This is a genomic window from Flavobacterium sp. GW823-FHT04A11 (assembly GCF_058796535.1).
On sequence record NZ_CM179503.1, the window covers coordinates 1,208,716 to 1,231,836 of the forward strand.

The window sequence follows — 23,121 nt, forward strand, 5'->3', positions numbered from 1 at the left end:
TTCTCAAATTTTTATCGCTGTAAACGGGAGTTATTTTTGTCAAAGTTTTAAACTTTGACAAAGATTAGAATAACGTAATTAAACAAAAAAAAATCCAAATTCCGGTATAAATTGGAATTTGGATTTTGTTTATTTTAGAATTTTAAAGACTAAACATCATCAAAATCTACATAAATAGTTTCTGAAGTTGGATGCGCCTGACAAGTTAAAACTAATCCTGAAGCAATTTCCCTATCTGTTAAAATGGAATTTTTTGTCATTTCTGCAGAGCCACTTGTAATACGTGCTAAACAGCTGCTGCAAATTCCGCCCTGACAAGAATACGGAGCGTCGATTCCTTGTTTTAAAGCGGCATCAAGAATGGTTTGTTTTTGAGACATTTCGAATGTAACTTCATCATCATCAACTAAAACCGTGATTTTTGTGTGTCCTTCTAACGAAGCTTTTATTTCGTGTTCTTGAGATGAAGATGTAAAAAGTTCAAATTTAATAGCTGAATCTTTTACATTTTTCTCTTTCAAAACTGCAGAAACGGTATTGATCATTTCTTCAGGACCACACAAATAGAATTTATCAAATTCCAATTCTTTGTGTTTATTGTTTAATACAAAATTTACAGATGATTTTTCGATTCTGCCAAACAATGCATTTTCGGCTTTAGCCTGACTAAAAACATAATGCACAAAAAGTCGTCCTACATATTGCAATTGCAAGTCGTGTAATTCCTGGTAAAAGATTGTGTCTTCTGGAGTTCTGTTTCCGTAAACTAATACAAATGAGCTTTTTGGCTCACTTTTTAAGATCGATTTTATAATAGAAAGTACAGGCGTAATTCCGCTTCCGGCAACAAAAGCTGCGTAATTTTTTTGTCTTTCGGCATCTGGTTCAAAAGTAAATTTTCCTTCCGGCTGACCGACTTCAAGAACATCTCCGGCTTTAAGTTTGGTATTGGCAAATTGCGAAAACAACCCGTTTTTTACCGCTTTTACGGCAATTCTTAATTCGCCGCTTTCCGGAGCAGAGCAAATAGAATATGCACGACGAAGTTCTTGATTATCAAGAGTTAACTTTAAGTTTATATATTGTCCGGCAATAAATTTATAATCTGGTTTTAGTTCTTCAGGAACATTAAAAAGCACAGAAACCGCATCGGCAGTTTCACGTTTAACCTCTTTAATTATAAGTTTTAAAAATGAAGGCATGATTTAATATTTTATGCAAAAGTAGCAAACGGCGATTAATTGACAGACACTAAATTATTATTTTTAACTTTTTTTGTAACGTTTTCTTACATTTGGTATCTCACTTATAAACTCAAAACCAAAACCATGATTAGAAAGTTTATTTATCTCGAATGGAAAGCCTTTACCAGATCGGCATCTTTTGGCGCAAATCTGGCCATGAAAATCTTGATCGGTTTTTTAATGATCTATTTTTCAGTCCTCTTTATTGCAATGGGCGTCGGGACATTTTATCTTCTTAAAGAAATGAATCTGGAACCCTTAATAACCGTTAATAAATTTTTGATTTATTATTTTTTATTCGATTTAGTGATTCGTTTATTAATGCAGGCAATTCCGGTTCTTAATATAAAACCGTTATTGGTTTTACCTTTTAAGAAACCAACAATCGTTCATTTTTCATTGGGCAAAACGGCATTGTCATTTTTCAATTGGGTTCATGCTCTTTTCTTCATTCCTTTTGCAATTGTTTTAATTTTAGAAGGTTATGATGTTGTTGGAATTTTATTTTGGCTTCTGGCGATTTTCTCATTGGTTTATATCAACAATTTTCTAAATATTATTTTGAGCAATATCGACAAATTGTTTATTGTTTTTATTGCTATTGCTTTAGTATTAGGCGCGGCGCAGTATTATCAATTATTCGACATTACCGCTTTTTCGACACCTTTTTTTCAGGGACTTTATGCGCAAAAAGGTATGTTTTTAATTCCTGTTTTGATTTTAATTGCGTTGTATCAATTTACATTTAAGTATTTTAAAAACAACTTATTCTTAGATGCCGGACTTTCTAAAAAAGAAGACATTGCAACAACTGAAAATTTAGTTTGGCTGAATCAATTTGGAACTTTAGGAACGTTTCTTAAAAATGACATTAAATTAATCCGAAGAAATAAAAGATCAAAAACGACGCTTATAATGAGCTTTTTCTTTTTGTTTTACGGATTGATCTTTTTTGGAAATTCTCATCAGCCTGCAATCATGCATATTTTTGCCGGAATATTTGTTTCGGGTGGATTTTTATTTGTCTTCGGGCAATTTGTACCGAGTTGGGACAGTTCGTATTATCAATTGATGATGACACAAAATATTCCGTATCGCGGATATATTACTTCAAAATGGTGGCTGGTTGTAATTGCTACTTTTATCTCGACGATTTTAGCATCATTTTATCTTTTTTACGGATGGGAAATTTATCTCACAATTGTTGTTGGTGCGATTTATAATATAGGAGTAAATTCTCATTTGGTTCTTCTTGGCGGAGCCTTTACAAAAACGCCCATTGATTTAAGCAACGCCAGTGGCGCGTTTGGAGATAAAAAAGCATTTAATGTAAACGCGATGTTATTGACTTTGCCAAAATTATTATTGCCTTTAGGTTTATATGGCATCGGACTTTATTTGGGAAATAAAAATCTCGGATTGGCTTTAGTCGCAGGAGCAGGAATTCTGGGTTTTGTTTTAAGAAACAGTGTTTTTTCCTTAATCGAAAAAAGATATAAAATCGAGAAATACAGTACAATAAGTGCTTATAAACAAAAGAGTTAAATTAGAGAATGTGCCAATTTGATAATAAGATAATTTTATCATTCTTTAATCTAAAATCAACAATCTAAAATCTAAAATTACAATGATACAAGTAAGTCAACTTTCAAAAATATATAACGGAACTACAGTTTTAAACATTAATCATCTTGAAATCCCAAAGGGTCAAAGTTTTGGATTAGTGGGAAATAACGGAGCCGGAAAAACAACTTTTTTTAGTTTGCTTTTAGATTTGATTCAGCCATCAACGGGAAATATTAAAAGCAATACTATTCAGGTAAATGAAAATGAAAACTGGAAATCTTTTACGGGTTCTTTTTTGGATGAAAGTTTCCTGATTGGTTATTTAACTCCCGAAGAATATTTTTATTTTATTGGAGATTTACGTCATCAGAATAAAGCAGATATTGATGCTTTATTAGCAAAATATGAGGAGTTTTTTAATGGAGAAATTCTGAACAATAAAAAATATTTACGCGATTTATCTAAGGGAAATCAGAAGAAGGTGGGGATAATTGCCACACTTATCGGTAATCCGGAAGTTGTTATTTTAGATGAGCCTTTTGCAAATTTAGATCCAACAACAGTAAGCCGATTAAAAAAAATTATAAAAGAATTAGCGCAGAATCCAAATGTTACAGTTCTGGTTTCCAGTCATGATTTGCAGCATACAGTCGAAGTTTGTGATCGTATTGTTGCCTTAAATAAAGGTGAAATTGTAAAAGATATTCAAACATCTGAAGAAACCTTACAAGAACTTGAGTCGTTTTTTGCTGTTTAAGTATCGATATGTCAAAAAGAAGCGTAATTTTACAAGGCTTTATACTAAAAATCCTTTTTAGAAGTTAATTGATTTAAAATCTTTTCTATTGAAAAAGAATACTCTTAAATATAGTTTTGCTTTGGCATTTCTGTTTGTTTTGATAGCTTGCTCTACCAAAAACAACACTTTTTTGTCTCGAAATTCGCACGCTTTAAGTACAAAATATAATATTTTGTACAACGGCGGCATTGGTTTAGACAAAGGTTTAAAGTCAATTCAGGCAGATAATCAGGATAATTTTTGGAAGCTGCTTCCTATTGAAAAAATGCAGGTCGATGAAGGTTTTTCTGAAGAAGAAAAAGCAAAAAATCCTGATTTCGAAAAGGCAGAAACTAAGGCGACAAAAGCCATTCAAAAGCACTCAATGAACATTGGAGGAAGAGAAAAAAACTCCCAAATTGATGAAGCTTATTTAATGTTAGGAAAGGCCAGATATTATGATCAGCGCTTTATTCCGGCGCTTGAAGCATTCAATTATATTTTATACAAATACCCGAACAGCAGCAATATTTATACAGCAAAAATCTGGCGCGAAAAAACCAATATGCGTTTAGGAAATGATGCTATTGTAGTAAAAAATATTAAGCTTTTATTAAAAAATACAGATTTAAATAAACAAACATTTTCAGATGCTAATGCCTTATTGGCGGAAGCTTTTTTAAATTTAGAAGAAAGAGATAGTGCCGTTGCGAGACTTAGAATTGCTGAGGAATTTTCGAGAGTAAATGAAGACAAAGCCCGATACCGTTTTATTCTGGGACAGATGTATCAGGAAGTGGGACAAAAAGACAGTGCCGCTTATTTTTACGACGGTGTGATAGACATGAACCGTAAGGCCGACAGAAAATATATGATGCATGCGTATGCCAAAAAAGCACAGATGTATGATTATCAAAATGGCAACGATACAATATTTATTGAAACCTACAACAAGCTTGTTAAAGATCGTGAAAACAGACCTTATTATGATGTTCTTTTTTATGAAATGGGTGTTTTTTATGATAAAAGAAAAGAGCAAAAAAGTGCCTTGGAATTTTATAATAAATCATTGGCAAGAAAATCTAAAGATCAGTATTTAATAGCTTCGACTTATAGAAATATTGGAGATATGTATTTTAAAGATACAGACTATACAATGGCTGCAAAATATTATGACAGTACATTGGTAAAATTAGATCCAAAAACCAGAGAATATGCTTTTATTCAAAAAAACCGAAAAAATCTGGACGATGTAATTAAATATGAAGCCATTGCCAAACGCAACGACAGTATCATAAAAGTACATGATTTGCCGGCACCTGATCGAAAAATTTATTTTGAAAATTATATTGCTGAGCTGAAAAAGAAAGATGAGGCCAAACGTATTTTAGAAGAAAAAGAAAAAGAAAGACTGGCAAATATAGAGCGTAATTCAAATTCTGATAATGTATCTGCAGCAGTAAATCCGGCTTCTTTAGGAAAACCATCTGATCCGAATGTTGGAGCGATTATTCCGCCAGATGGAAATTCTGTTGCGAGTACTTTTTACTTTTATAATCCAACAACGGTTGCTTACGGAAAATTGCAGTTTAAAAAAATGTGGGGTAACAGAACTCTGGGAACCAATTGGAGACTTGCAACAATAAAAGCCGCAAATAATGCAGCCTTAAACGACACTATAAATAATGATCCGGATGCGGCGACTGCATTAAAAGATACTGTTGTTGTTATTGAAAAATATACAACAGAATTTTATGAAAAGCAGCTTCCGACATCTCCAATTGTAATGGACAGTATTGGCAAAGAACGCAATTTTGCTTATTACCAATTAGGACTTATTTATAAAGAAAAGTTTAAAGAATATACTTTAGCGAGTGATAAACTGGAGCAATTATTAAAAAATAATCCGGAAGAAAAACTGGTTTTGCCTTCTATGTATAATTTGTATAAAATATACCAAATTACAAATCCTGCAAAGGCCGAAGCGATAAAAGCAAAAATTACAGGAACTTATCCGAATTCGAGATATGCTCAAATTTTAAATAAAACGAGCGAAGAGGATTTAATAACCCCGGAAAAAGAATATAATAAATGGTATAAATTATTTGAAGAAGAACAATACTATGTCGTTTTAGACAATATTGATAATTTAATAAATCAATATTCTGGAGATGAAATTGTTTCTAAATATGAATTGCTGAAAGCTAATACTTTAGGAAAAACAAATGGTTTAGCAGCATATAAAAAGGGTCTTGAAGCAGTTGCAGATAATTATCCAAATACTGAAGAAGGTAAAAACGCGCGTGAAATTCTCGAGAAACAAATTCCGAGTCTAGAAAAGCTTGATTTTACAGCAGTTGACAGTAAAAACTGGAAAATTTTATATTTAGTGCCTGTTGACGATTCTCAAACACGTAAAAAAATTGAAGAAGCAATTAGAGTCTTTTTATTGGTTGAAAATTATGAAAGATTGACAACTTCTGTGGATAAATACAATAAAACCTACAATTTTGTAGTTATTCATGGAATAAAATCAGAAGCTTATGCAAATGATGTTGTTGGTATTTTAAGAGATGATAAGAAATATAAAATTGCACATCAGGCAATTATTATCTCTAGTGATAATTATAAAGTGATTCAGATCAAGAAAAACATTGAAGCGTATTTAGCCCCCAAAAATCCATAATAAAATGTTTGACAAAGTAAAAAAAAACGGAACTGAGCAATTAGGTAAAACCAATAGAATTGTTGAAGGAACTTCTATAATAGGAGATATTGTTTCGAAAGCTGATTTTCGATTAGATGGAGAGTTAATAGGAAACTTTACATCACAGGGAAAATTAGTAATTGGAGCCAGCGGAGTTATCAAAGGAGAAATCATTTGTAACCATGCTGATATTGAAGGAGAATTTCATGGTAAAATAAAAGTTTTGGAAATCCTTAATATAAAAGCATCAGCACATATTTATGGAGAAGTAGCAGTTGGAAAATTGTCAATTGAGCCAGGAGCCGAATTTGCAGCTACTTGTACGATGTTAAAAAACAATAATGAAGTAACAACTAAAGATGGAAAAGGAGCCGAAAAAAAACAGGCGGAATAAATGGTTGCCACTTATAAATATTCCTGTTCAAATGGGAATTATTATTTTTTTGTTTTCCTATTTTGGGACTTGGTTAGATGAAAATCATCCAAGCCCAAAAGTTTATTATAATACTATTTTTGTTATGCTTGGCGTTGGACTTGCCTTATATAATGTTATTCGGCAAGTAAACGACATTAACAAAACAAAGTAATTATCTTTAAAAACAGCTTTAAAATAAATGTGCATCTTTGCATGAAATTTATTTAACATGTTTTTAAAAATTTATAAACCGATTTTACAATTATTCTTTTTAGCTTTGGCAGCCTACATTTTGCATAAAGCAGCTTTTTTACTTTTAAAAGTTAACCCCAAAAACTTTTATTATAGTATTGAATTTTTGTATTTAATTTTTTTCGGAATTTCCGCATCGTTATACCTTATATTATTAGTAGTAAAAAAGAAGAATTTTGAAATTGTTGGAATGGTTTTCCTATTCGGGACCTTTACACAAATGTTACTAGGATATTTAATTTTGAGACCAATTTTGGAAGGTAAGCCGGAAGAGGTCATGATCGAAAAAATCAATTTTTTTATAACATTTATTTTATTTTTGTTATTTGAGACGCTTTTAACTGTCCGATTATTAAATGAAAAGCGTTAAAATAACGATTCTGTAAAACAAGGTTTAAAAATAATTTTTCATATCCTTTTGAATATTAATAAAAAATGTACCTTTGCACCAAATTTCAGAAACGTAAAAATAAGATTTTTAACAGATATGGTGATTTCAAACAGACCTCTTAAATTTATTCTTGCAGCTTTAGTAGCTGGTCTTCCAACATTGGGTTTTGCAAACTCAGAGAATGACTCAACGCATGTACAAACTGAGGTAGCTCATGAAGAGAAAGTAGTTTCGCATGAAAATCATGCAGAAGCAGAACATGCAGCACAGGATCCAAAAGCAAAAGTGGATGCATTTATTGATCACCACTTACAAGATTCTCACGATTTTGTTTTCTTTTCAGATGAAAAGGAAAACAAACATTATGGTTTTCCATTACCTGTTATTCTTATTGACGGAGGTTTGAAAATCTTCTCGTCTTCAAAATTACACCATGGTGAAGAAGTTGCAGAAGTTGATGGAAACTTCTACAAATTAGTTCACGGTAAAATATACAAAACAGATGCTGCCGGAACAATTACTTTTAACGAACACGGACATCCAGAAAATGAAAAACCATTAGATTTTTCAATTACAAAAAATGTTGTATCGATGCTTTTCGTTGCGGTATTATTATTCTTCATGTTTACCGGTTTAGCAAAATCATATAAAAAAGGACCAATCCCAACAGGATTTGGAAGAGTTTTAGAACCACTAATTATTTTTATCAGAGATGAAATCGCTGTTCCAAATATTGGTGAGAAAAAATACAGAAAATACATGGGTTACTTATTAACCGTATTTTTCTTTGTGTGGGTGTTAAACTTATTAGGTATGACTCCACTAGGAATTAACGTTACAGGAAATATTGCAATCACAGTTTGTTTGGCAATGTTTACTTTCATCATTACACAATTTAGTGCAAACAAAGATTATTGGGGACACATCTTCTGGATGCCGGGAGTTCCTGTACCAATGAAAATTATCCTTGCACCAATCGAGGTGTTAGGAACACTAACAAAACCATTTGCATTATTAATTCGTTTGTATGCAAACATTACTGCAGGTCACGTAGTAATTATGAGTTTAATTGCCATGATTTTTGTTGGAAAAAATTTAGCTGCAGATTTGCCAATCTCTTTAGGATTAACATTATTTATTTCTGTTATCGAAGTTTTAGTTGCATTTTTACAGGCATTCATTTTCACAATGTTATCATCTTTATTTATTGGTATGGCTGTTCAGGATCATGATCATAATCACGCTCACCCACACGAAGATGAAACAGCAATCATTTAATTTTTTAGAAGTTTAATTTTATATATATAAATACTTATGGGAACAATTCCAACTTTAGTAGGTGCAGGTTTAGTAGTAATCGGTGCAGGTTTAGGTTTAGGTAAAATCGGTGGATCTGCTATGGACGCGATTGCTCGTCAGCCAGAAGCTGCTGGTAAAATTCAAACTGCGATGATTATTATCGCGGCTTTATTAGAAGGTTTAGCATTTGCTGCTTTAATCTTAGGAAAATAATAAAGAAGAAAATAACAACATCTTTAACGGTTGGTTAAAGGTGTTGTTACCTTTAAAAAAGAAATTAAATATTTAATATAGTTATAAAATGGATAAGTTAATTAACGATTTTTCATTCGGTTTATTCTTTTGGCAAGCTTTAATCTTGTTGGTTTTAATTTTGCTTTTAGTAAAATTTGCCTGGAAACCTATCATGCAATCTATCACAGATAGAGAAGAAGGAATTAAAGATGCATTACTTTCTGCAGAAAATGCAAAGAGAGAAATGGAAAACTTGCAAGCTGATAATCAAAGAATTTTGAATGAAGCTCGTGCTGAACGTGACGCGATGCTAAAAGAAGCTCGTGAGATGAAAGAGAAAATGATAGCTGATTCTAAAAACGAAGCACAAGAAGCTGGTCAAAAAATGATCGAGCAGGCAAAAGCTGCTATCGAAAATGAAAAAAATGCTGCTATGGCAGAATTGAAATTACAAGTTTCAACTTTATCATTAAGCATCGCTGAAAAATTGTTGAAAGATGAATTATCTAACAAAGAATCTCAAACTAAATTAGTAGAGAAAATGTTAGGTGACGTAAAGTTAAACTAAGATTATGGCAAGTACAAGAGCAGCAATTCGTTATGCAAAAGCAATTCTAGACTTAGCAAACTCTAAAGGTGTTGCCGAAGCTGTCAATAACGACATGAAATCAATTGCAGATGCAATTGAATCAAATGAAGAATTGAGTACCTTTATTCAAAACCCAACTACAAAAGTTGAAGTGAAACAAAGTGCTCTTTTAGAAGTTTTTGCAGATGTAAATGGAGTAACTAAAGGTTTGTTTCATTTATTATTTGAAAACAAAAGATTCGAAATTTTAGAAGCAATTGCTTTAGAATATAAAAAATTATTTGATGTAAATAATGGAGTTGAAGTAGCAACAGTTACAACAGCAATTCCAATGGATGAAGCATTAGAGGCTAAAGTTTTAGCTAAAGTTGCAACATTATCAGATAAAAAAATAACAATTGAAAATATCGTAGATCCATCAATTATTGGAGGATTTATTTTAAGAATAGGTGATAATCAATACAATGCTTCTGTTGCAAACAGACTGCAGGTATTAAAAAGAGAGTTAAGTAATTAGTTTTATTACACATAAAAGTGTCTAAATTATAAATTAAGATGGCGGAAATCAAACCTGCTGAAATTTCAGCAATATTAAGAAAGCAAGTAGAAGGTTTTGAATCTGGTGCTACGCTAGAAGAAGTAGGAACAGTACTTCAAGTTGGAGATGGTATTGCTCGTATTTACGGGTTATCTAATGTACAATATGGTGAGTTAGTTGAATTTGATAACGGACTTGAAGCTATTGTATTGAACCTTGAAGAAGACAATGTTGGTGTGGTACTTTTAGGACCATCAACAGGAATCAAAGAAGGTTCAACAGCAAAAAGAACACAGCGTATTGCATCTCTTAAAGTAGGTGAGCAAATGGTAGGACGTGTAGTGAACACTCTTGGTTTTCCAATTGATGGAAAAGGACCAATTGGAGGAGACTTATACGAAATGCCTTTAGAAAGAAAAGCACCTGGAGTTATCTTCCGTCAGCCAGTAACTGAGCCATTACAAACAGGAGTAAAAGCAGTAGATGCTATGATCCCGGTTGGTCGTGGACAACGTGAGCTTGTTATTGGTGACCGTCAAACAGGTAAATCAACTGTTTGTATCGATACAATCTTAAATCAAAAAGAATTTTACGATGCAGGAAAACCTGTATTCTGTATATATGTTGCAATTGGGCAAAAAGCTTCAACTGTAGCAGGAATCGCTAAAATGTTAGAAGAAAAAGGTGCAATGGCTTATACAGTTATTGTTGCAGCTAATGCTTCTGATCCGGCTCCAATGCAAGTTTATGCTCCTTTCGCAGGTGCTGCAATTGGAGAATACTTTAGAGATTCAGGTCGTCCTGCACTTATTGTGTATGATGATTTATCTAAACAAGCTGTTGCTTACCGTGAGGTTTCTCTTTTATTAAGAAGACCACCGGGACGTGAGGCATATCCTGGAGACGTTTTCTACTTACACTCTCGTTTATTAGAGCGTGCTTGTAAAGTAATTGCTGATGACGGAATTGCTAAAAACATGAACGATTTACCAGATTCTATCAAGTCTATCGTAAAAGGTGGTGGTTCTTTAACTGCATTGCCAATTATCGAAACTCAGGCTGGTGACGTTTCTGCATATATCCCAACAAACGTAATTTCGATTACAGATGGTCAGATTTTCCTTGATGGAGATTTGTTTAACTCTGGAGTTCGTCCTGCAATCAACGTAGGTATCTCTGTATCTCGTGTTGGAGGTAATGCTCAGATTAAATCAATGAAAAAAGTTTCAGGAACTTTAAAATTAGATCAGGCTCAATTCCGTGAATTAGAAGCTTTCGCTAAATTTGGTTCTGACTTGGATTCTGTTACATTAAACGTAATTGAAAAAGGAAAAAGAAACGTTGAGATCTTGAAACAAGGTTTGAATGATCCTTATCCTGTTGAAAATCAAGTTGCAATTATTTACGCTGGTTCTAAAAACTTATTAAGAAACGTTCCTGTAAATAAAGTAAAAGAATTTGAAGCTGATTTTATTGCTTACTTAAACAGCAAACATAAAGATACGCTTAACGCTTTGAAAGCTGGAAAATTAGATGACAACATTACTGATGTTATCGAAAAAGCAGCAAAAGAAATTTCAGCAAAATATAACTAATTAGATAATTAGTCAATTAGATAATTAGAATTCCTCAGGTTTTCTAATTATCTAATTTTCAAATTGTCACATTTTCTAATTCGCAAATGGCAAATTTAAAGGAAATCCGTAATAGAATTACTTCCGTTTCATCGACGATGCAAATTACATCGGCAATGAAAATGGTTTCTGCTGCAAAGCTTAAGAAAGCACAAGATGCAATCACTGCAATGCGCCCTTATGCCGAGAAATTAACGGAGTTGTTGCAAAACCTTTCTGCTACACTTGATGGTGAAGTTGGAGGAGATTATACAACTCAACGTGAGGTAAAAAAAGTATTGCTTGTCGCGATAACTTCAAACAGAGGTTTATGTGGAGCATTTAATTCAAACGTAATTAAAGAGATTAAAAACCGTACTGAATTTTACGCAGGTAAACAAGTTGACGTTTTTGCTATTGGTAAAAAAGGAAATGACGTTTTAAGTAAAACTCATAAAGTTCACGGTCATCATAATGCAATTTTCGATCATTTAACTTTTGAAAATGTTGCCGGAATTGCTGATAATCTTACTGAAAAATTCTTATCAGGAGAATACGACAGAATTGAATTAATCTACAATCAGTTTAAAAATGCTGCGACACAAATTGTTCAGACTGAACAGTTTTTGCCTTTAGCTCCAATTAAATCTGATGTACCAGTTACAACTGGAGATTATATTTTTGAACCTTCAAAAGAAGAAATTGTTTTGACTTTGATTCCAAAATCATTGAAAACTCAATTATACAAAGGTATTCGTGATTCATTCGCTTCAGAGCACGGAGCGCGTATGACAGCAATGCACAAAGCAACTGACAACGCAACTGAATTGAGAAACCAATTGAAATTAACTTATAATAAAGCACGTCAGGCAGCTATTACTAATGAAATCCTTGAGATCGTTGGTGGTGCAGAAGCATTGAACGGATAATTTATTTAAGAATATAAAAAAAGAGCCGACAAGTAATTGTCGGCTCTTTTTTTTGCTCTTAATTGTCTGAGTAGAAATTATCAATGATGTTCACCTAAAATCTAAGAAAGAAAAAACTTATAATAAAGACGGATTATAGTAAAGTCAGGTTTTTATTAAGTACTTTTGATTTTCATTTTTTAAAATTAGGATAAAAAAATAAAGTCATTTTTTTAAAATTTAAATTTGAATAAATTACCTGATATTAAAATGGTTATCTATTCAATTGTAAAAAAGTATATATTTATACTTTGAAAGTTCGTAACTTTTTAACACTTTCTGCGTATAACATTTAACAACCAAAAAGTTATTAAAAACAGATCAACTAAAAACAATGGCAAAAGAAAGTTTTAATTGGAAGAGTCTTTTCATTAATGAGGAGGCTAATAATTCAGAGGCCGAAATTAAAAATCAACCACCGGCACCGGTTTTACCAACCCATGACACTAAATTTCCGAATCAAGCTACAGAATCGTTTCCGGCAAATTCGCTGACAAATCCTTTTTTAAACGAAATATTTGAGGTTTACAACAAGGGGTTTGAGTCATTGAACGAGGATGGTTTTGATTTTTTTGAACTTTATAAGTCAGTTGTAGCAGTTGGGCCAACAAATCCGCAAAGTTATCAGATGGCTTTTACAATGGGTAAATCAATAAAATCTGATTTAACAAAAGAGTTTCTTTTACAAAAAGGCAGTTTTTATATTGCAGAAATTGAAAAAGTGTATACGAAATATGATACAATTGGTAAGACTAAAAAAGCTGATCTCGACAATACTATAACAAAAGAAAAATACAATTTATCTAAAAGCATTTCTGATCTGGAAGCGAAAATTATTGAACTTCAAAAAGAACTGGAATCTAAAAAAATTGATCTTCAGAAAATTGATCCGGTTAATATGGAACAGCTTTCAGAAATTCAATTAAAAATGGATGCTAACAATTTAGCAAAACAAAAAATCTTAACATCAATCAATACTGTAATAACAGGAATCAATCAATATTTGTAATAATGGATAAATTTGAACAAGAAAGAAGCACTCTTTTAACACTGCCAATTTTAAAACATTTTGACGAGTCTAAAGGAGAAATTGCTTTAAAGTCGGGTGCGCTTAAAAAAGGAGAAAAGTCATTATTTTTGGCTTTGGCATTAGGTTTACTGGGAGTTGGAGGTTATTTAATCTGGACTTACATTATCCCGCCATTATTTACAATGCTGGGTCAGGCAATAGCACTTTCTGCTACGGGAGTATTTTTGGTTTTTTTAGTAATGATGGCTCCGGTTATAATGAAGGCGCTTCGTTTTGCAACAAAAAACATTCATAAAGCATTGATTCAAAGCAATCCTTTTAATGAATTAGAAGAGCAAAAACAAAAAATGATCAAAAACCGTGAAGTTTTTAAGAATACTAAAGCAAAGCTGAAAGGTCTTAAAAATGAAATGGAAATTGAAGCCAATAAATCTGAAAAAGAAGCAAAAGCCTTTCAGGAAGATGTTTTGAGTTTACAGCGCCAATCCGAAAAATTAAAATCGGCTATGGACGAAATGGTAAAACAAAACGGAGTTGCAGCAAAAGATACAGATGAGTATGTAGCGCTGCAAAGTGAATTGGCAAGAAAATTAAGTGACTCTCAAAGAGTTTCTACACAATATGAACAAAGTAAAAGCTTCATTCAAAAATATGGTGTTCGTGCCAATGTTTTAGGAAAAATGGATCGTAAACTTACTTTGGCAGGAACAGCTATTGATATTAAAATTGCTGATTTTGATGTTACGGTTAAGATGCTTCAAAAAGAATATGAATTTGCCAAAAATGCTAAAGAAGCAACAGAAAGTGCCAAAAGTGCAATGCTCTTTACAAAAGACTGGGAATTAGAATATGCTTTAGAAGTAGTAACCTCTACTATTGCTCAGGATATCGCAAGAACTTCAGAAAACTTAATTGACATTGATGCTTTAACATCTAAATATTCTGTAGATAATGATGAGCTTTATTCAAGATTAGATTCATTAGCAGATGAAATAAAAACAGGAGACAATACAATTCCGGATTCAACAAAATATACAAGTCCAAATTATAAAATGACCAAAGAAGATAAATTATCTGGTGGTGGATTTGGAGATATTTTTTAAAACAATAAATTTAATTTTTAAATAAAAATGGGAAAAATTTTAAGAACAGAAAAGTTAACTACGTTTTCTGAATTATTAATCGTTATTGCTGGTATTGCTGTAATTTTAGGAGGAGTTTATTACTTGTCTCCGGGAATTAAAACGGCTGTTTCAAAACAATTAAACGGAATAGAGCTGAACCAAACGGATGTTAATAATGTTACCAATGCCGCAAAAATTCCACTTCCATCAACTGAACTATCTTCAGAAGTTGCAGATAAACCTTTAGTAAGAATTGGTGCTTATGCATGGAACGCTCAGTCTGGAATTATTGTTTCTAATGGTGGTCCAAAAACAACAAAAGGATCATTGATGGAAAAAAATGGAGTTAATCTTGAAATTATCCGTCAGGACTGGCTTTCAGAATTGCGTAATATGCAAATGAAATTTATCGAAGAATTTGATAAAGGAGAAGCTTTTCCATCTTCAGAAAAAAGTGTTTTTGCTGTTATTATTATGGGTGACGGTGCGCCATTTTACATTAGTTCTGTTCAGAAATCACTTGACGAAAAATACGGAAAAGATAAATACCACGTGCAGGTAATGGGAGCTGTAGGTATGAGTTATGGTGAAGATAAATTAATTGGACCACCAAGCTGGAAATCAGATCCAAAATCTATGAAAGGTGCTGTTATCTCTGCCGTTCTTGGAGATGGTGACTGGGTTACTACTGTAAACTATTGTTTTGCAAACGGGCTAAAAGTAAACCCTGATCCTACAACTTATGATGCAGATGCAGTAAATATTTATCCATCAGAAAATGATGATTATATCAAATCGGCAGAGGAATTGATTAAATCTCAAACTACAGGATGGACTGTTACTTTGAAAGAAGTAGTAAACGGAAAATTAACCGGAAAATCAGTTAACAGAAAAATCGATGGTTGTGCAACCTGGACGCCTGGAGATAAAACAGTTTTTGATAAATTGACTGGTTTTGTTGATATTGTTTCTACAAAAGAATTCAATAATCAAATGCCAACTACTATTATTGGTGTAAAAGAATGGGCAGTAAAAAATCCGGATATTGTTTCTAATATTTTGAAATCGGCATTGACGGCGTCAAACCAAATGAAAAACTACGAAGACTGGAAAGTAAGAGCTTCAGAAGCAGTTGCTGCAACTTATAAACTTGAAACTCCGGAATATTGGTATAAAATGTTCAAAGGACAACAAGGAACAAAAGGTGGTTTGACTTATAACATGGGTGGTTCAAAAGTATTTAACTATGCTGATGCAATGCAATATTATGGTTTGTCTGATGGTGTGAACAGATACAAATCAGTTTATAATCAGGTTGCAGGATATTTGACAGAATTGAATCCGTTTGGATTTAATGAAAACGTAGGAGCTGTTGTGCCTTATGACCAAGCAGTAAACTTATTCTTCCTGAAAAATATTAACGACATCGAATCTACTTCTGCAGATAAAGCAGATTATAGCAGCGAAGCAAAAGAAGTTGTAGCTTCTGGAGAATGGAAAATTAATTTTAATACAGGAAGTGCTGATATCTCAAACTCTTCTAGTAAAGAAGTAGAGAAAATTTACAATCTTTTAGTACAAGCTGAAAACACAAAATTAACTGTTGTTGGTCACACTGACAATGTTGGAAATGCTGATTCTAATTTAGCTTTATCAAAAAGCAGAGCACAAGCAGTTGTAGATTACCTAAAACAAAAAGGTATTCCTGCAAATCGTTTCCAATTAGTTGACGGAAAAGGTCAAAGTGATCCAATTGCAGATAATAATTCTGTTTCAGGAAAAGCGCTAAACAGACGTGTGGTTATTACTTTATTAAAATAATAATAATTAGGCTATCTTACGGGATAGCCTTTTTTACAATCAGCATGATAAAAATTTTAACTCCCTTTGAAAAAATATCAAAAACGAATAAGACCTTTATTTTACTAGGTTGGTTAGTTCTTTTGATTATTATTTGGTTTGCAGCAACCGCTGGTGAAAAACATCTTTTTCCATCTCCGTCTCAGGTTCTGACTGGTTTTTCAGATTTGTATAGAGAAGGTTTGGTGGTACACATTTTGAATTCGCTTAAATTGTGTTTTATCTCGATTTTTCTAGCCACAATTATTTCCTTGCTATTTGCTTATGCATGGCCAATTCCGTTATTAAAATCAGTTTCTGAATTTGTTACCAAATTTAGATTCTTACCTTTTACCGGACTTTCATTTTATATAACAATGGTAATTCATGAAGCCAGAACAATGCAGGTTTGGATTTTGGTAATTTTCCTGACTACTTTTTTAACTACATCCTTAATTGCAGTTATCAAAGATATTCCGCAAGAAGAATTTGATCACGCAAAAATGTTAAAATGTAACCGTTGGGAAGTTCTCGTACAGGTTATTATTTTAGGAAGAATAGATTATGTAATTGATGTAATCAGACAAAATCTTGCCATTACATGGATGATGCTTGTAACAGTAGAATCTATTGTGGTAGCTTCTGGTGGATTAGGATTTTTAATAAAAAACTCTGATAAGTTCATGAATACAGGTCGAATTATTGCACTTCAAATCATCATTTTATTAATAGGTCTTGGTTTAGATGCAGGAATAAATTATTTAAGAAAAGCACTATTTAGATATTCAAAAATATAATCATGACACACGAATATAAAGAGACGCTTTTATATGTAGAAAATCTTAGCGTTGGTTACGATGATACCATTATTATAAAAGATATAAATCTTGTAGAAAAAGACGTAATTAGAGAAGGGGTTGATTGTACAGGACAAGTTATAGCTTTTGTTGGAAGATCAGGTCGCGGAAAATCAACTTTCTTTAAAGCATTAACCGGACTAATTCCAACGAATTCCGGAAAAATATTAATTAGAGATTTTGAAAACAAAGAACCTGATACGGCTAAGGCTGTATGTGAAGGCGACATTGGTTTTGTAGATCAAAAATATACTTTGTTCAGACATAAAACAGTTAATGAGGCTTTGAAATTTTCTTTAAGAAAAACAAAACTTTCGAATACTGAAAAAGAGGAAAAAATAAAGCACTATCTAAAAGAATGGGGGTTAGAAATTTGTAAAGACAAATATCCTAATGAACTTTCCGGAGGACAAAGACAAAGAACTGCTATTATCGAACAATTGTTTTCATCAGACCAGTTTATTGTTTTAGATGAACCTTTTTCAGGATTAGATGTTGGAAATATTCAAGAAGTAAAAAAATCATTTGAGTTATTAGGAAAAGCATCGGAGTTTAATACCGTAATTTTTTCAACTCATGATATTGAACTGGCGATTGAGTTAGCACAGATCATTTATGTTATCGGGCATCCAACCATTAATGGAAAAAAAGAAAATTACGGAACCATTGTCGCAAAATATGATTTAAGAGACATGGGACTTTCGTGGAAAGATTATTGTGAAGATCATTCAAAATTATCAAAAGAAATTATTCATCAAATGATGATTTCTTAAATCAAAATATGTCAAAGAAGAACAATCCAATATCGATTATTGAAGAATCATTTTTGTCTCTAAAAAAATATTTAGAAACAAACGTATCTAGTAATGAAGCCGTTTTTACGGCTTCATTTATTATGGAACTGCAAAAAGAAACAAGAAATATTCTTGAAATTTGTAATGCGTTAAATCAGGATATAGATTTTATTCAGAAATTAAATGAAACAGTAAATCCTGTTTTTTCAAAAGGATTATTATTTAAAGCAGAGCATTTTTTCCTTTCGGATATTATTACAATTTATGAAAGAGAACCTGAGACGAAAAATGAAAAACAACAATTTGTTTTGGCTTATTATTACGATGCTTTGCGCAACAAACATTTTGCTGATGAAAATTCTGCAAGTGAATTAAATCAGTTGGTTTTTACCCAGGATTTTAAAAATCTTTTTTTAAGAATTAAAAAAGAAAATAAAATAATAGCAGCAAATGCAGAACAAAATCAATATTTGCTGCCACAATTTTTGTTAGATAAAAACCATAACAAACTTGATGAAGTTTTAGTAGAATACCAAAATTTCATTCATTTTGCATTTGACAAAAAAATTGAAAACAATGCAGCTTTCCGTGATTATTTAGGCTTAAACTTAAATAAGCCGAAAAATGATAAAAAAGAAACAGAACTTCCGGAAGAAGATACACTTGAAAAAGTGATGAAGGAATTAAATGAATTAGTTGGTTTAGCCGAAGTAAAAAAAGACGTTTCAGAACTTATCAATTTACTTGAAATACAAAAAAAACGTTCTCAACAAGGATTAAAAAATGTTGAAATAACATTGCACACCGTTTTTCTTGGCCCTCCGGGAACCGGAAAAACATCTGTAGCAAGACTTTTAAGCAGAATTTTTAAACATTTGGGCTTTTTGTCTAAAGGTCAAATGTATGAAACAGATAGAGAAGGTTTAGTCGCAGGATATGTAGGACAAACAGCGACAAAAGTTGACGCAGCCGTACAAGCAAGTCTTGGCGGTGTTTTATTTGTTGATGAAGCTTATGCCTTAACCCAAAACCCATTTGGTAATGACTACGGAAACGAAGCTGTAAATACATTATTAAAAAGAATGGAAGATCATCGTGAAGATATAGCCGTTGTGGTCGCGGGCTATACAGAACCTATGAAGATTTTTATAGAATCAAATCCGGGATTGCGTTCCCGTTTCAATAGATATTTCCATTTCGAGCATTTTACTCCCGCAGAATTATTTCAAATTTTTGAATCGTTTTGCACCAAGTCTGATTTTATTGTTTCAAAAGATGCGAAAGAAAAACTAACAGATACTTTTGAATTGCTTTATGAAAGTAAAAATGAAAGTTTTGGAAATGCGAGAGTCGTTAGAAATTTATTTGAAAAGTGTGTTCAGAATCAGGCAAACAGAATTGTCAAATTAAAAAAGATATCTAATAAATCTTTAAAAACACTTACCGAAGAAGATATTCCGGAACCAAAAGAAACAGAGAAAAGTATTAATTTAAATATGACAGCTAAAGAGTCTGAATAGTTTTAAAATATTTCTCAGGTTATAAAGCAAAAGAGCCGACAAATAATTGTCGGCTCTTTTTATATATAGTAGTTTAGTTATTTTCGAATTTTAACTTATAAAATGGTGATTCTCAAATTAATCAAAAATGAGAATCAATACCATTTTATAAAATTTTAAGGCAGATTTACGTCTCCGAATGCTTTGTCTTTTATGGGAACAAACTAGCTTTATTAGTCCCAATGCTCTGTTTTTTTGAGGGTTACAATACAGCAGAATCAATCCCTATTTGCTTTGTCTTTTATGGGAACAAACTAGCTTTATTAGTCCCAGGGCTCTGTTTTTTTAAGGGTTACAATACAGCAGAATCAATCCCTATTTGCTTTGTCTTTTTTGGGAACAAACTAGCTTTATTAGTCCCAGGGCTCTGTTTTTTTAAGGGTTACAATACAGCAGAATCAATCCCTATTTGCTTTGTCTTTTTTGGGAACAAACTAGCTTTATTAGTCCCAGGGCTCTGTTTTTTTAAGGGTTACAAATCAGCTGTTATCAAATCCCTACAAAGCAAATTTACTATGGCAATGGCTTGAAAATATTATATGATTTTTAAATATTCTTATACATTTTTCATTTGTTGTTTTTCAGACTAAATTTTTCAGATCTAAGCATAAAAAAGAGCCAACAATATAATTGCTGGCTCTTTTTGTATAATTGTATTTTTAGTTTTATTTTAAAATGGATTATAAAATGGTGATTCCCAATTTGATCATAAACCGAGAATCAGTTCCATTTTATAAATCAAAAGGCAGATGTATGTCTCTGCGGTGCTTTGTCTTTCGTGGGAACAAACTAGCTTTATCAGTCCCAATGCTCTGTTTTTTTGAGGGTTACATTTCAGCAGAATCAATCCCTTGTGCTTTGTCTTTCGTGGGAACAAACTAGCTTTATTAGTCCCAATGCTCTGTTTTTTTAGGGTTACATTTCAGCAGAATTAATCCCTTGTGCTTTGTCTTTTATGGGAACAAACAAGCTTTATCAGTCCCAGTGCTTCCTTTTTTATACGGGTTGTATTTAGCTTTCTCAATCCCTGTGAAGCAAATTTAAGAAGAGACTGTTAAAAAAATGTTACATAATTTTTGGCAAGAATTTATATATTTCACATGTTTTAATTTTTTTTTAAGATTTAAAGTGTAAACTATCTTAAAATCAAATGGTTATAGATAATTAAAAACGGATAATTTTCTTCTTTTATAAACTTTAAAAGCGTATTATATTAAAAGGGATTATTAAGAATGTAAGATTACTTTAAGATTTCAAATCTTAACAATTTATTTTTTTTGATTAATTTTGAAAACTATCTTTAAAAAATCATGAAACTGAAAATACAAGAACTTACAACTATTAAGGAAATGCTGGATAATATTGAAACAATTCGGTTTCTTTATCCAAATCTTTCTGTTGAGAAATATGAAGCATATCTTTCTCAAATGGTGCCGCATAATTATATTCAGATTGGAGTTTTTGAGGATGGAATTTGTTTGGGAATTACAGGTTGTTGGTCTGCCACTAAATTATGGACAGGTAAATATCTCGAAATAGATAATTTTGTGGTAAATCCGGAATTTCGTTCAAAAGGAATTGGAAAATTACTAACAGATTATATCGAGCAAAAAGCTATAGAGCTGGATTGCAGCAGTATTGTTTTGGATGCTTTTACAGGAAATTTTGCTGCACACCGCTTTTACTACAATCAGGGTTACGGTCCAAAGGGATTTCACTTTGTTAAAATTTTAGACGAAAAGAAAATAACACAGTAAAATCATCCAGAAGTTTTTTATTGAATCAACAAAATCGATAATAAACGAAAGAATTGGTTATTTTTGTCTTACAAACTTTATTACACACATATTTTGGGATTATATAAAAGTCTATTCAAACAAACTGCTATTTACGGATTAGCAACAGTATTACCCCGAATGCTAAGTTTTTTATTAGTACGACTGTATACCGGGATTTTACCAACAGCAGAATACGGAGAAGTTTCGATTGTTTTATCCTGGATGGTTTTCTTTAACGTGGTACTTTCGTACGGAATGGAAACCGCTTTTTTTAGATTTTACAGCGCCGAAGAAGACAAGAAAAATGTCATTGCAACATCAACAATATCAATATTTTGGTCGTCGATTGGGTTTCTTTTTGCAGCTTTAATTTTTAGAAATACATTAGCAAACTGGGCCGAAGTTGATGCGCAATACATCACTTATTCTGTCTGGATATTAGTTCTCGATGCTTTGGTTTTAGTACCTTTTTCTAAACTTCGTGCGAACCAGAGACCAATGGTTTATGCGGCTATTAAAATTGGAAACGTAATAATTAATATGTTACTGAATTTCTTCTTTTTAATATATCTGCCAAAACTTGCAGCAGCAAATCCTAATTCTGTTTGGGATAATTTATATGTAGAAAATTTCCAGATCGCTTATATTTTCATTGCAAATTTACTGGCAAGTTTAGCCACTTTTGTGGTGCTTTCGCCAAATTACCTTTCGCTTGGCAGAAAATTTGATCCTGTACTTTGGAAAAAAATGATGAAATACGGTTTGCCAATTCTGGTTGCCGGACTTGCATTTGCCGTTAACGAACATTTCGATAAAATCTTACTTGGATATTTATTACCTGAAAATTTAGCCAAGTCAGAAGTTGGAGCGTATTCAGCCTGTTATAAATTAGGTTTGTTTATGGTTTTATTTGCAACTGCTTTCAGATTAGGAATCGAACCTTTCTTTTTTAGCCACGCAAAAAACGAAAATGCGCCTCAAACTTATGCTGTAATTACAAAATACTTTGTGATTTTCGGATCCTTAATTTTATTGGGAGTAATCGTTTTTGCAGATGTTTTAAAATATCTTCTGCTGGACAATAAATCGTATTGGGAAGCTATGAAAGTAGTTCCGTTAATTATTTTGGCGAATTTCTTTTTAGGAATCTACAACAACTTATCCGTTTGGTATAAATTGACAGATCAGACAAAAATTGGCGCTTACATTTCTATAGTTGGTGCCATTGTAACATTGGTTTTAAATTATATGCTAATCCCGAAATACAGTTATTATGGATCGGCAATTGCTACAATTTCAGCTTACGGAAGTATGATGTTAATTTCCTATATTTTAGGAAACAAATATTATCCAATTCCTTATGATATGAATAAAATTGGAGCTTATTTAGGAATTTCAATTCTGTTTTCGGCTATTTCTTTTTACGGATTTAGAGAAAATTATTTCGTTGGAATTCCGTTATTATTAGCTTTTATATATTTTGTTTATCACAACGAAAAAGACACCATCAAAGGAATTATGAATAGAAAGTAGTCTTGCTTTTTAA

General features: G+C 32.1%; 21 protein-coding genes. 20 read left to right on the forward strand and 1 reads right to left on the reverse strand.

Features of this window, described 5'->3' with window-relative positions; translation table 11 throughout:
• Positions 1-149 precede the first annotated feature (149 nt).
• A complete protein-coding gene (locus AC3QL1_RS05275) occupies positions 150-1,202 on the reverse strand; it encodes a 2Fe-2S iron-sulfur cluster-binding protein (RefSeq protein WP_492495722.1) in 1,053 nt (350 codons plus the stop codon).
• A gap of 126 nt (positions 1,203-1,328) precedes the next feature.
• On the opposite strand from AC3QL1_RS05275, the gene AC3QL1_RS05280 reads away from it, so the two are divergent.
• The 20 genes from AC3QL1_RS05280 (at position 1,329) to AC3QL1_RS05375 (ending at position 23,108) form a co-directional block, all read left to right on the forward strand.
• Positions 1,329-2,789, forward strand: coding sequence for a DUF5687 family protein (locus tag AC3QL1_RS05280; RefSeq protein WP_492495724.1), 1,461 nt, complete (start codon positions 1,329-1,331; stop codon positions 2,787-2,789).
• Positions 2,790-2,871: 82 nt separating this feature from the next.
• Complete coding sequence (locus AC3QL1_RS05285; RefSeq protein ID WP_492495726.1) at positions 2,872-3,567, forward strand: ABC transporter ATP-binding protein; 696 nt, start codon at positions 2,872-2,874, stop codon at positions 3,565-3,567.
• Positions 3,568-3,655: 88 nt separating this feature from the next.
• A complete protein-coding gene (gene porW / locus AC3QL1_RS05290) occupies positions 3,656-6,274 on the forward strand; it encodes a type IX secretion system periplasmic lipoprotein PorW/SprE (protein WP_492495728.1) in 2,619 nt (872 codons plus the stop codon).
• 4 nt (positions 6,275-6,278) lie between these two features.
• Positions 6,279-6,689, forward strand: coding sequence for a bactofilin family protein (locus tag AC3QL1_RS05295; protein WP_492495729.1), 411 nt, complete (start codon positions 6,279-6,281; stop codon positions 6,687-6,689).
• Entirely contained in the window at positions 6,655-6,882 is a 228-nt protein-coding gene (locus tag AC3QL1_RS05300) for an AtpZ/AtpI family protein (protein ID WP_492495731.1), read from the forward strand. Before AC3QL1_RS05295 ends, AC3QL1_RS05300 begins: the two co-directional genes overlap by 35 nt.
• Before the next feature lie 57 nt (positions 6,883-6,939).
• Complete coding sequence (locus tag AC3QL1_RS05305) at positions 6,940-7,332, forward strand: hypothetical protein (RefSeq protein WP_492495733.1); 393 nt, start codon at positions 6,940-6,942, stop codon at positions 7,330-7,332.
• A gap of 117 nt (positions 7,333-7,449) precedes the next feature.
• A complete protein-coding gene (gene atpB, locus AC3QL1_RS05310; protein ID WP_492495735.1) occupies positions 7,450-8,631 on the forward strand; it encodes a F0F1 ATP synthase subunit A in 1,182 nt (393 codons plus the stop codon).
• A gap of 36 nt (positions 8,632-8,667) precedes the next feature.
• Positions 8,668-8,865, forward strand: a complete 198-nt coding sequence (atpE, locus tag AC3QL1_RS05315; RefSeq protein WP_008465835.1) for an ATP synthase F0 subunit C — start codon at positions 8,668-8,670, stop codon at positions 8,863-8,865.
• An 88-nt stretch (positions 8,866-8,953) separates the two neighbouring features.
• A complete protein-coding gene (locus AC3QL1_RS05320) occupies positions 8,954-9,454 on the forward strand; it encodes a F0F1 ATP synthase subunit B (RefSeq protein WP_492495737.1) in 501 nt (166 codons plus the stop codon).
• Between the two features lie 4 nt (positions 9,455-9,458).
• On the forward strand, positions 9,459-9,992 hold the full coding sequence (gene atpH, locus AC3QL1_RS05325; protein ID WP_492495738.1) for an ATP synthase F1 subunit delta: 534 nt from the start codon (positions 9,459-9,461) through the stop codon (positions 9,990-9,992).
• A 38-nt stretch (positions 9,993-10,030) separates the two neighbouring features.
• Positions 10,031-11,608, forward strand: coding sequence for a F0F1 ATP synthase subunit alpha (gene atpA / locus AC3QL1_RS05330; RefSeq protein WP_042564870.1), 1,578 nt, complete (start codon positions 10,031-10,033; stop codon positions 11,606-11,608).
• 86 nt (positions 11,609-11,694) lie between these two features.
• Complete coding sequence (gene atpG / locus AC3QL1_RS05335) at positions 11,695-12,555, forward strand: ATP synthase F1 subunit gamma (protein WP_492495740.1); 861 nt, start codon at positions 11,695-11,697, stop codon at positions 12,553-12,555.
• 373 nt (positions 12,556-12,928) lie between these two features.
• Positions 12,929-13,603: a hypothetical protein gene (locus AC3QL1_RS05340; protein ID WP_492495741.1), complete on the forward strand. Its 675-nt coding sequence runs from the start codon at positions 12,929-12,931 to the stop codon at positions 13,601-13,603.
• Positions 13,604-13,605: 2 nt separating this feature from the next.
• Complete coding sequence (locus AC3QL1_RS05345) at positions 13,606-14,727, forward strand: hypothetical protein (protein ID WP_492495743.1); 1,122 nt, start codon at positions 13,606-13,608, stop codon at positions 14,725-14,727.
• Between the two features lie 27 nt (positions 14,728-14,754).
• A complete protein-coding gene (locus AC3QL1_RS05350; protein ID WP_492495745.1) occupies positions 14,755-16,569 on the forward strand; it encodes an OmpA family protein in 1,815 nt (604 codons plus the stop codon).
• Between the two features lie 44 nt (positions 16,570-16,613).
• On the forward strand, positions 16,614-17,384 hold the full coding sequence (locus tag AC3QL1_RS05355) for an ABC transporter permease (protein ID WP_492495747.1): 771 nt from the start codon (positions 16,614-16,616) through the stop codon (positions 17,382-17,384).
• 2 nt (positions 17,385-17,386) lie between these two features.
• A complete protein-coding gene (locus AC3QL1_RS05360) occupies positions 17,387-18,217 on the forward strand; it encodes an ATP-binding cassette domain-containing protein (protein WP_492495749.1) in 831 nt (276 codons plus the stop codon).
• Positions 18,218-18,225: 8 nt separating this feature from the next.
• On the forward strand, positions 18,226-19,758 hold the full coding sequence (locus AC3QL1_RS05365) for an AAA family ATPase (RefSeq protein WP_492495751.1): 1,533 nt from the start codon (positions 18,226-18,228) through the stop codon (positions 19,756-19,758).
• A 1,349-nt stretch (positions 19,759-21,107) separates the two neighbouring features.
• The gene (locus AC3QL1_RS05370; protein WP_492495753.1) at positions 21,108-21,554 is read left to right on the forward strand and encodes a GNAT family N-acetyltransferase; all 447 of its coding nucleotides are present in this window, start codon (positions 21,108-21,110) and stop codon (positions 21,552-21,554) included.
• Between the two features lie 93 nt (positions 21,555-21,647).
• Positions 21,648-23,108 carry a lipopolysaccharide biosynthesis protein gene (locus AC3QL1_RS05375; protein ID WP_492497533.1) on the forward strand — a complete coding sequence of 487 codons (1,461 nt, stop codon included), beginning with the start codon at positions 21,648-21,650 and terminating at the stop codon, positions 23,106-23,108.
• Positions 23,109-23,121: the final 13 nt, after the last annotated feature.

Excerpts from the sequence above, each read along its gene's own strand:
- AC3QL1_RS05275 (WP_492495722.1), bottom strand. The coding sequence starts at position 1,202 with ATGCCTTCATTTTTAAAACTTATAATTAAAGAGGTTAAACGTGAAACT.
- AC3QL1_RS05280 (WP_492495724.1), top strand. The coding sequence starts at position 1,329 with ATGATTAGAAAGTTTATTTATCTCGAATGGAAAGCCTTTACCAGATCG.
- AC3QL1_RS05285 (WP_492495726.1), top strand. The coding sequence starts at position 2,872 with ATGATACAAGTAAGTCAACTTTCAAAAATATATAACGGAACTACAGTT.
- AC3QL1_RS05295 (WP_492495729.1), top strand. The coding sequence starts at position 6,279 with ATGTTTGACAAAGTAAAAAAAAACGGAACTGAGCAATTAGGTAAAACC.
- AC3QL1_RS05300 (WP_492495731.1), top strand. The coding sequence starts at position 6,655 with ATGGAAAAGGAGCCGAAAAAAAACAGGCGGAATAAATGGTTGCCACTT.
- AC3QL1_RS05305 (WP_492495733.1), top strand. The coding sequence starts at position 6,940 with ATGTTTTTAAAAATTTATAAACCGATTTTACAATTATTCTTTTTAGCT.
- atpB (WP_492495735.1), top strand. The coding sequence starts at position 7,450 with ATGGTGATTTCAAACAGACCTCTTAAATTTATTCTTGCAGCTTTAGTA.
- atpE (WP_008465835.1), top strand. The coding sequence starts at position 8,668 with ATGGGAACAATTCCAACTTTAGTAGGTGCAGGTTTAGTAGTAATCGGT.
- AC3QL1_RS05320 (WP_492495737.1), top strand. The coding sequence starts at position 8,954 with ATGGATAAGTTAATTAACGATTTTTCATTCGGTTTATTCTTTTGGCAA.
- atpH (WP_492495738.1), top strand. The coding sequence starts at position 9,459 with ATGGCAAGTACAAGAGCAGCAATTCGTTATGCAAAAGCAATTCTAGAC.
- atpA (WP_042564870.1), top strand. The coding sequence starts at position 10,031 with ATGGCGGAAATCAAACCTGCTGAAATTTCAGCAATATTAAGAAAGCAA.
- atpG (WP_492495740.1), top strand. The coding sequence starts at position 11,695 with ATGGCAAATTTAAAGGAAATCCGTAATAGAATTACTTCCGTTTCATCG.
- AC3QL1_RS05340 (WP_492495741.1), top strand. The coding sequence starts at position 12,929 with ATGGCAAAAGAAAGTTTTAATTGGAAGAGTCTTTTCATTAATGAGGAG.
- AC3QL1_RS05345 (WP_492495743.1), top strand. The coding sequence starts at position 13,606 with ATGGATAAATTTGAACAAGAAAGAAGCACTCTTTTAACACTGCCAATT.
- AC3QL1_RS05350 (WP_492495745.1), top strand. The coding sequence starts at position 14,755 with ATGGGAAAAATTTTAAGAACAGAAAAGTTAACTACGTTTTCTGAATTA.
- AC3QL1_RS05355 (WP_492495747.1), top strand. The coding sequence starts at position 16,614 with ATGATAAAAATTTTAACTCCCTTTGAAAAAATATCAAAAACGAATAAG.
- AC3QL1_RS05360 (WP_492495749.1), top strand. The coding sequence starts at position 17,387 with ATGACACACGAATATAAAGAGACGCTTTTATATGTAGAAAATCTTAGC.
- AC3QL1_RS05365 (WP_492495751.1), top strand. The coding sequence starts at position 18,226 with ATGTCAAAGAAGAACAATCCAATATCGATTATTGAAGAATCATTTTTG.
- AC3QL1_RS05370 (WP_492495753.1), top strand. The coding sequence starts at position 21,108 with ATGAAACTGAAAATACAAGAACTTACAACTATTAAGGAAATGCTGGAT.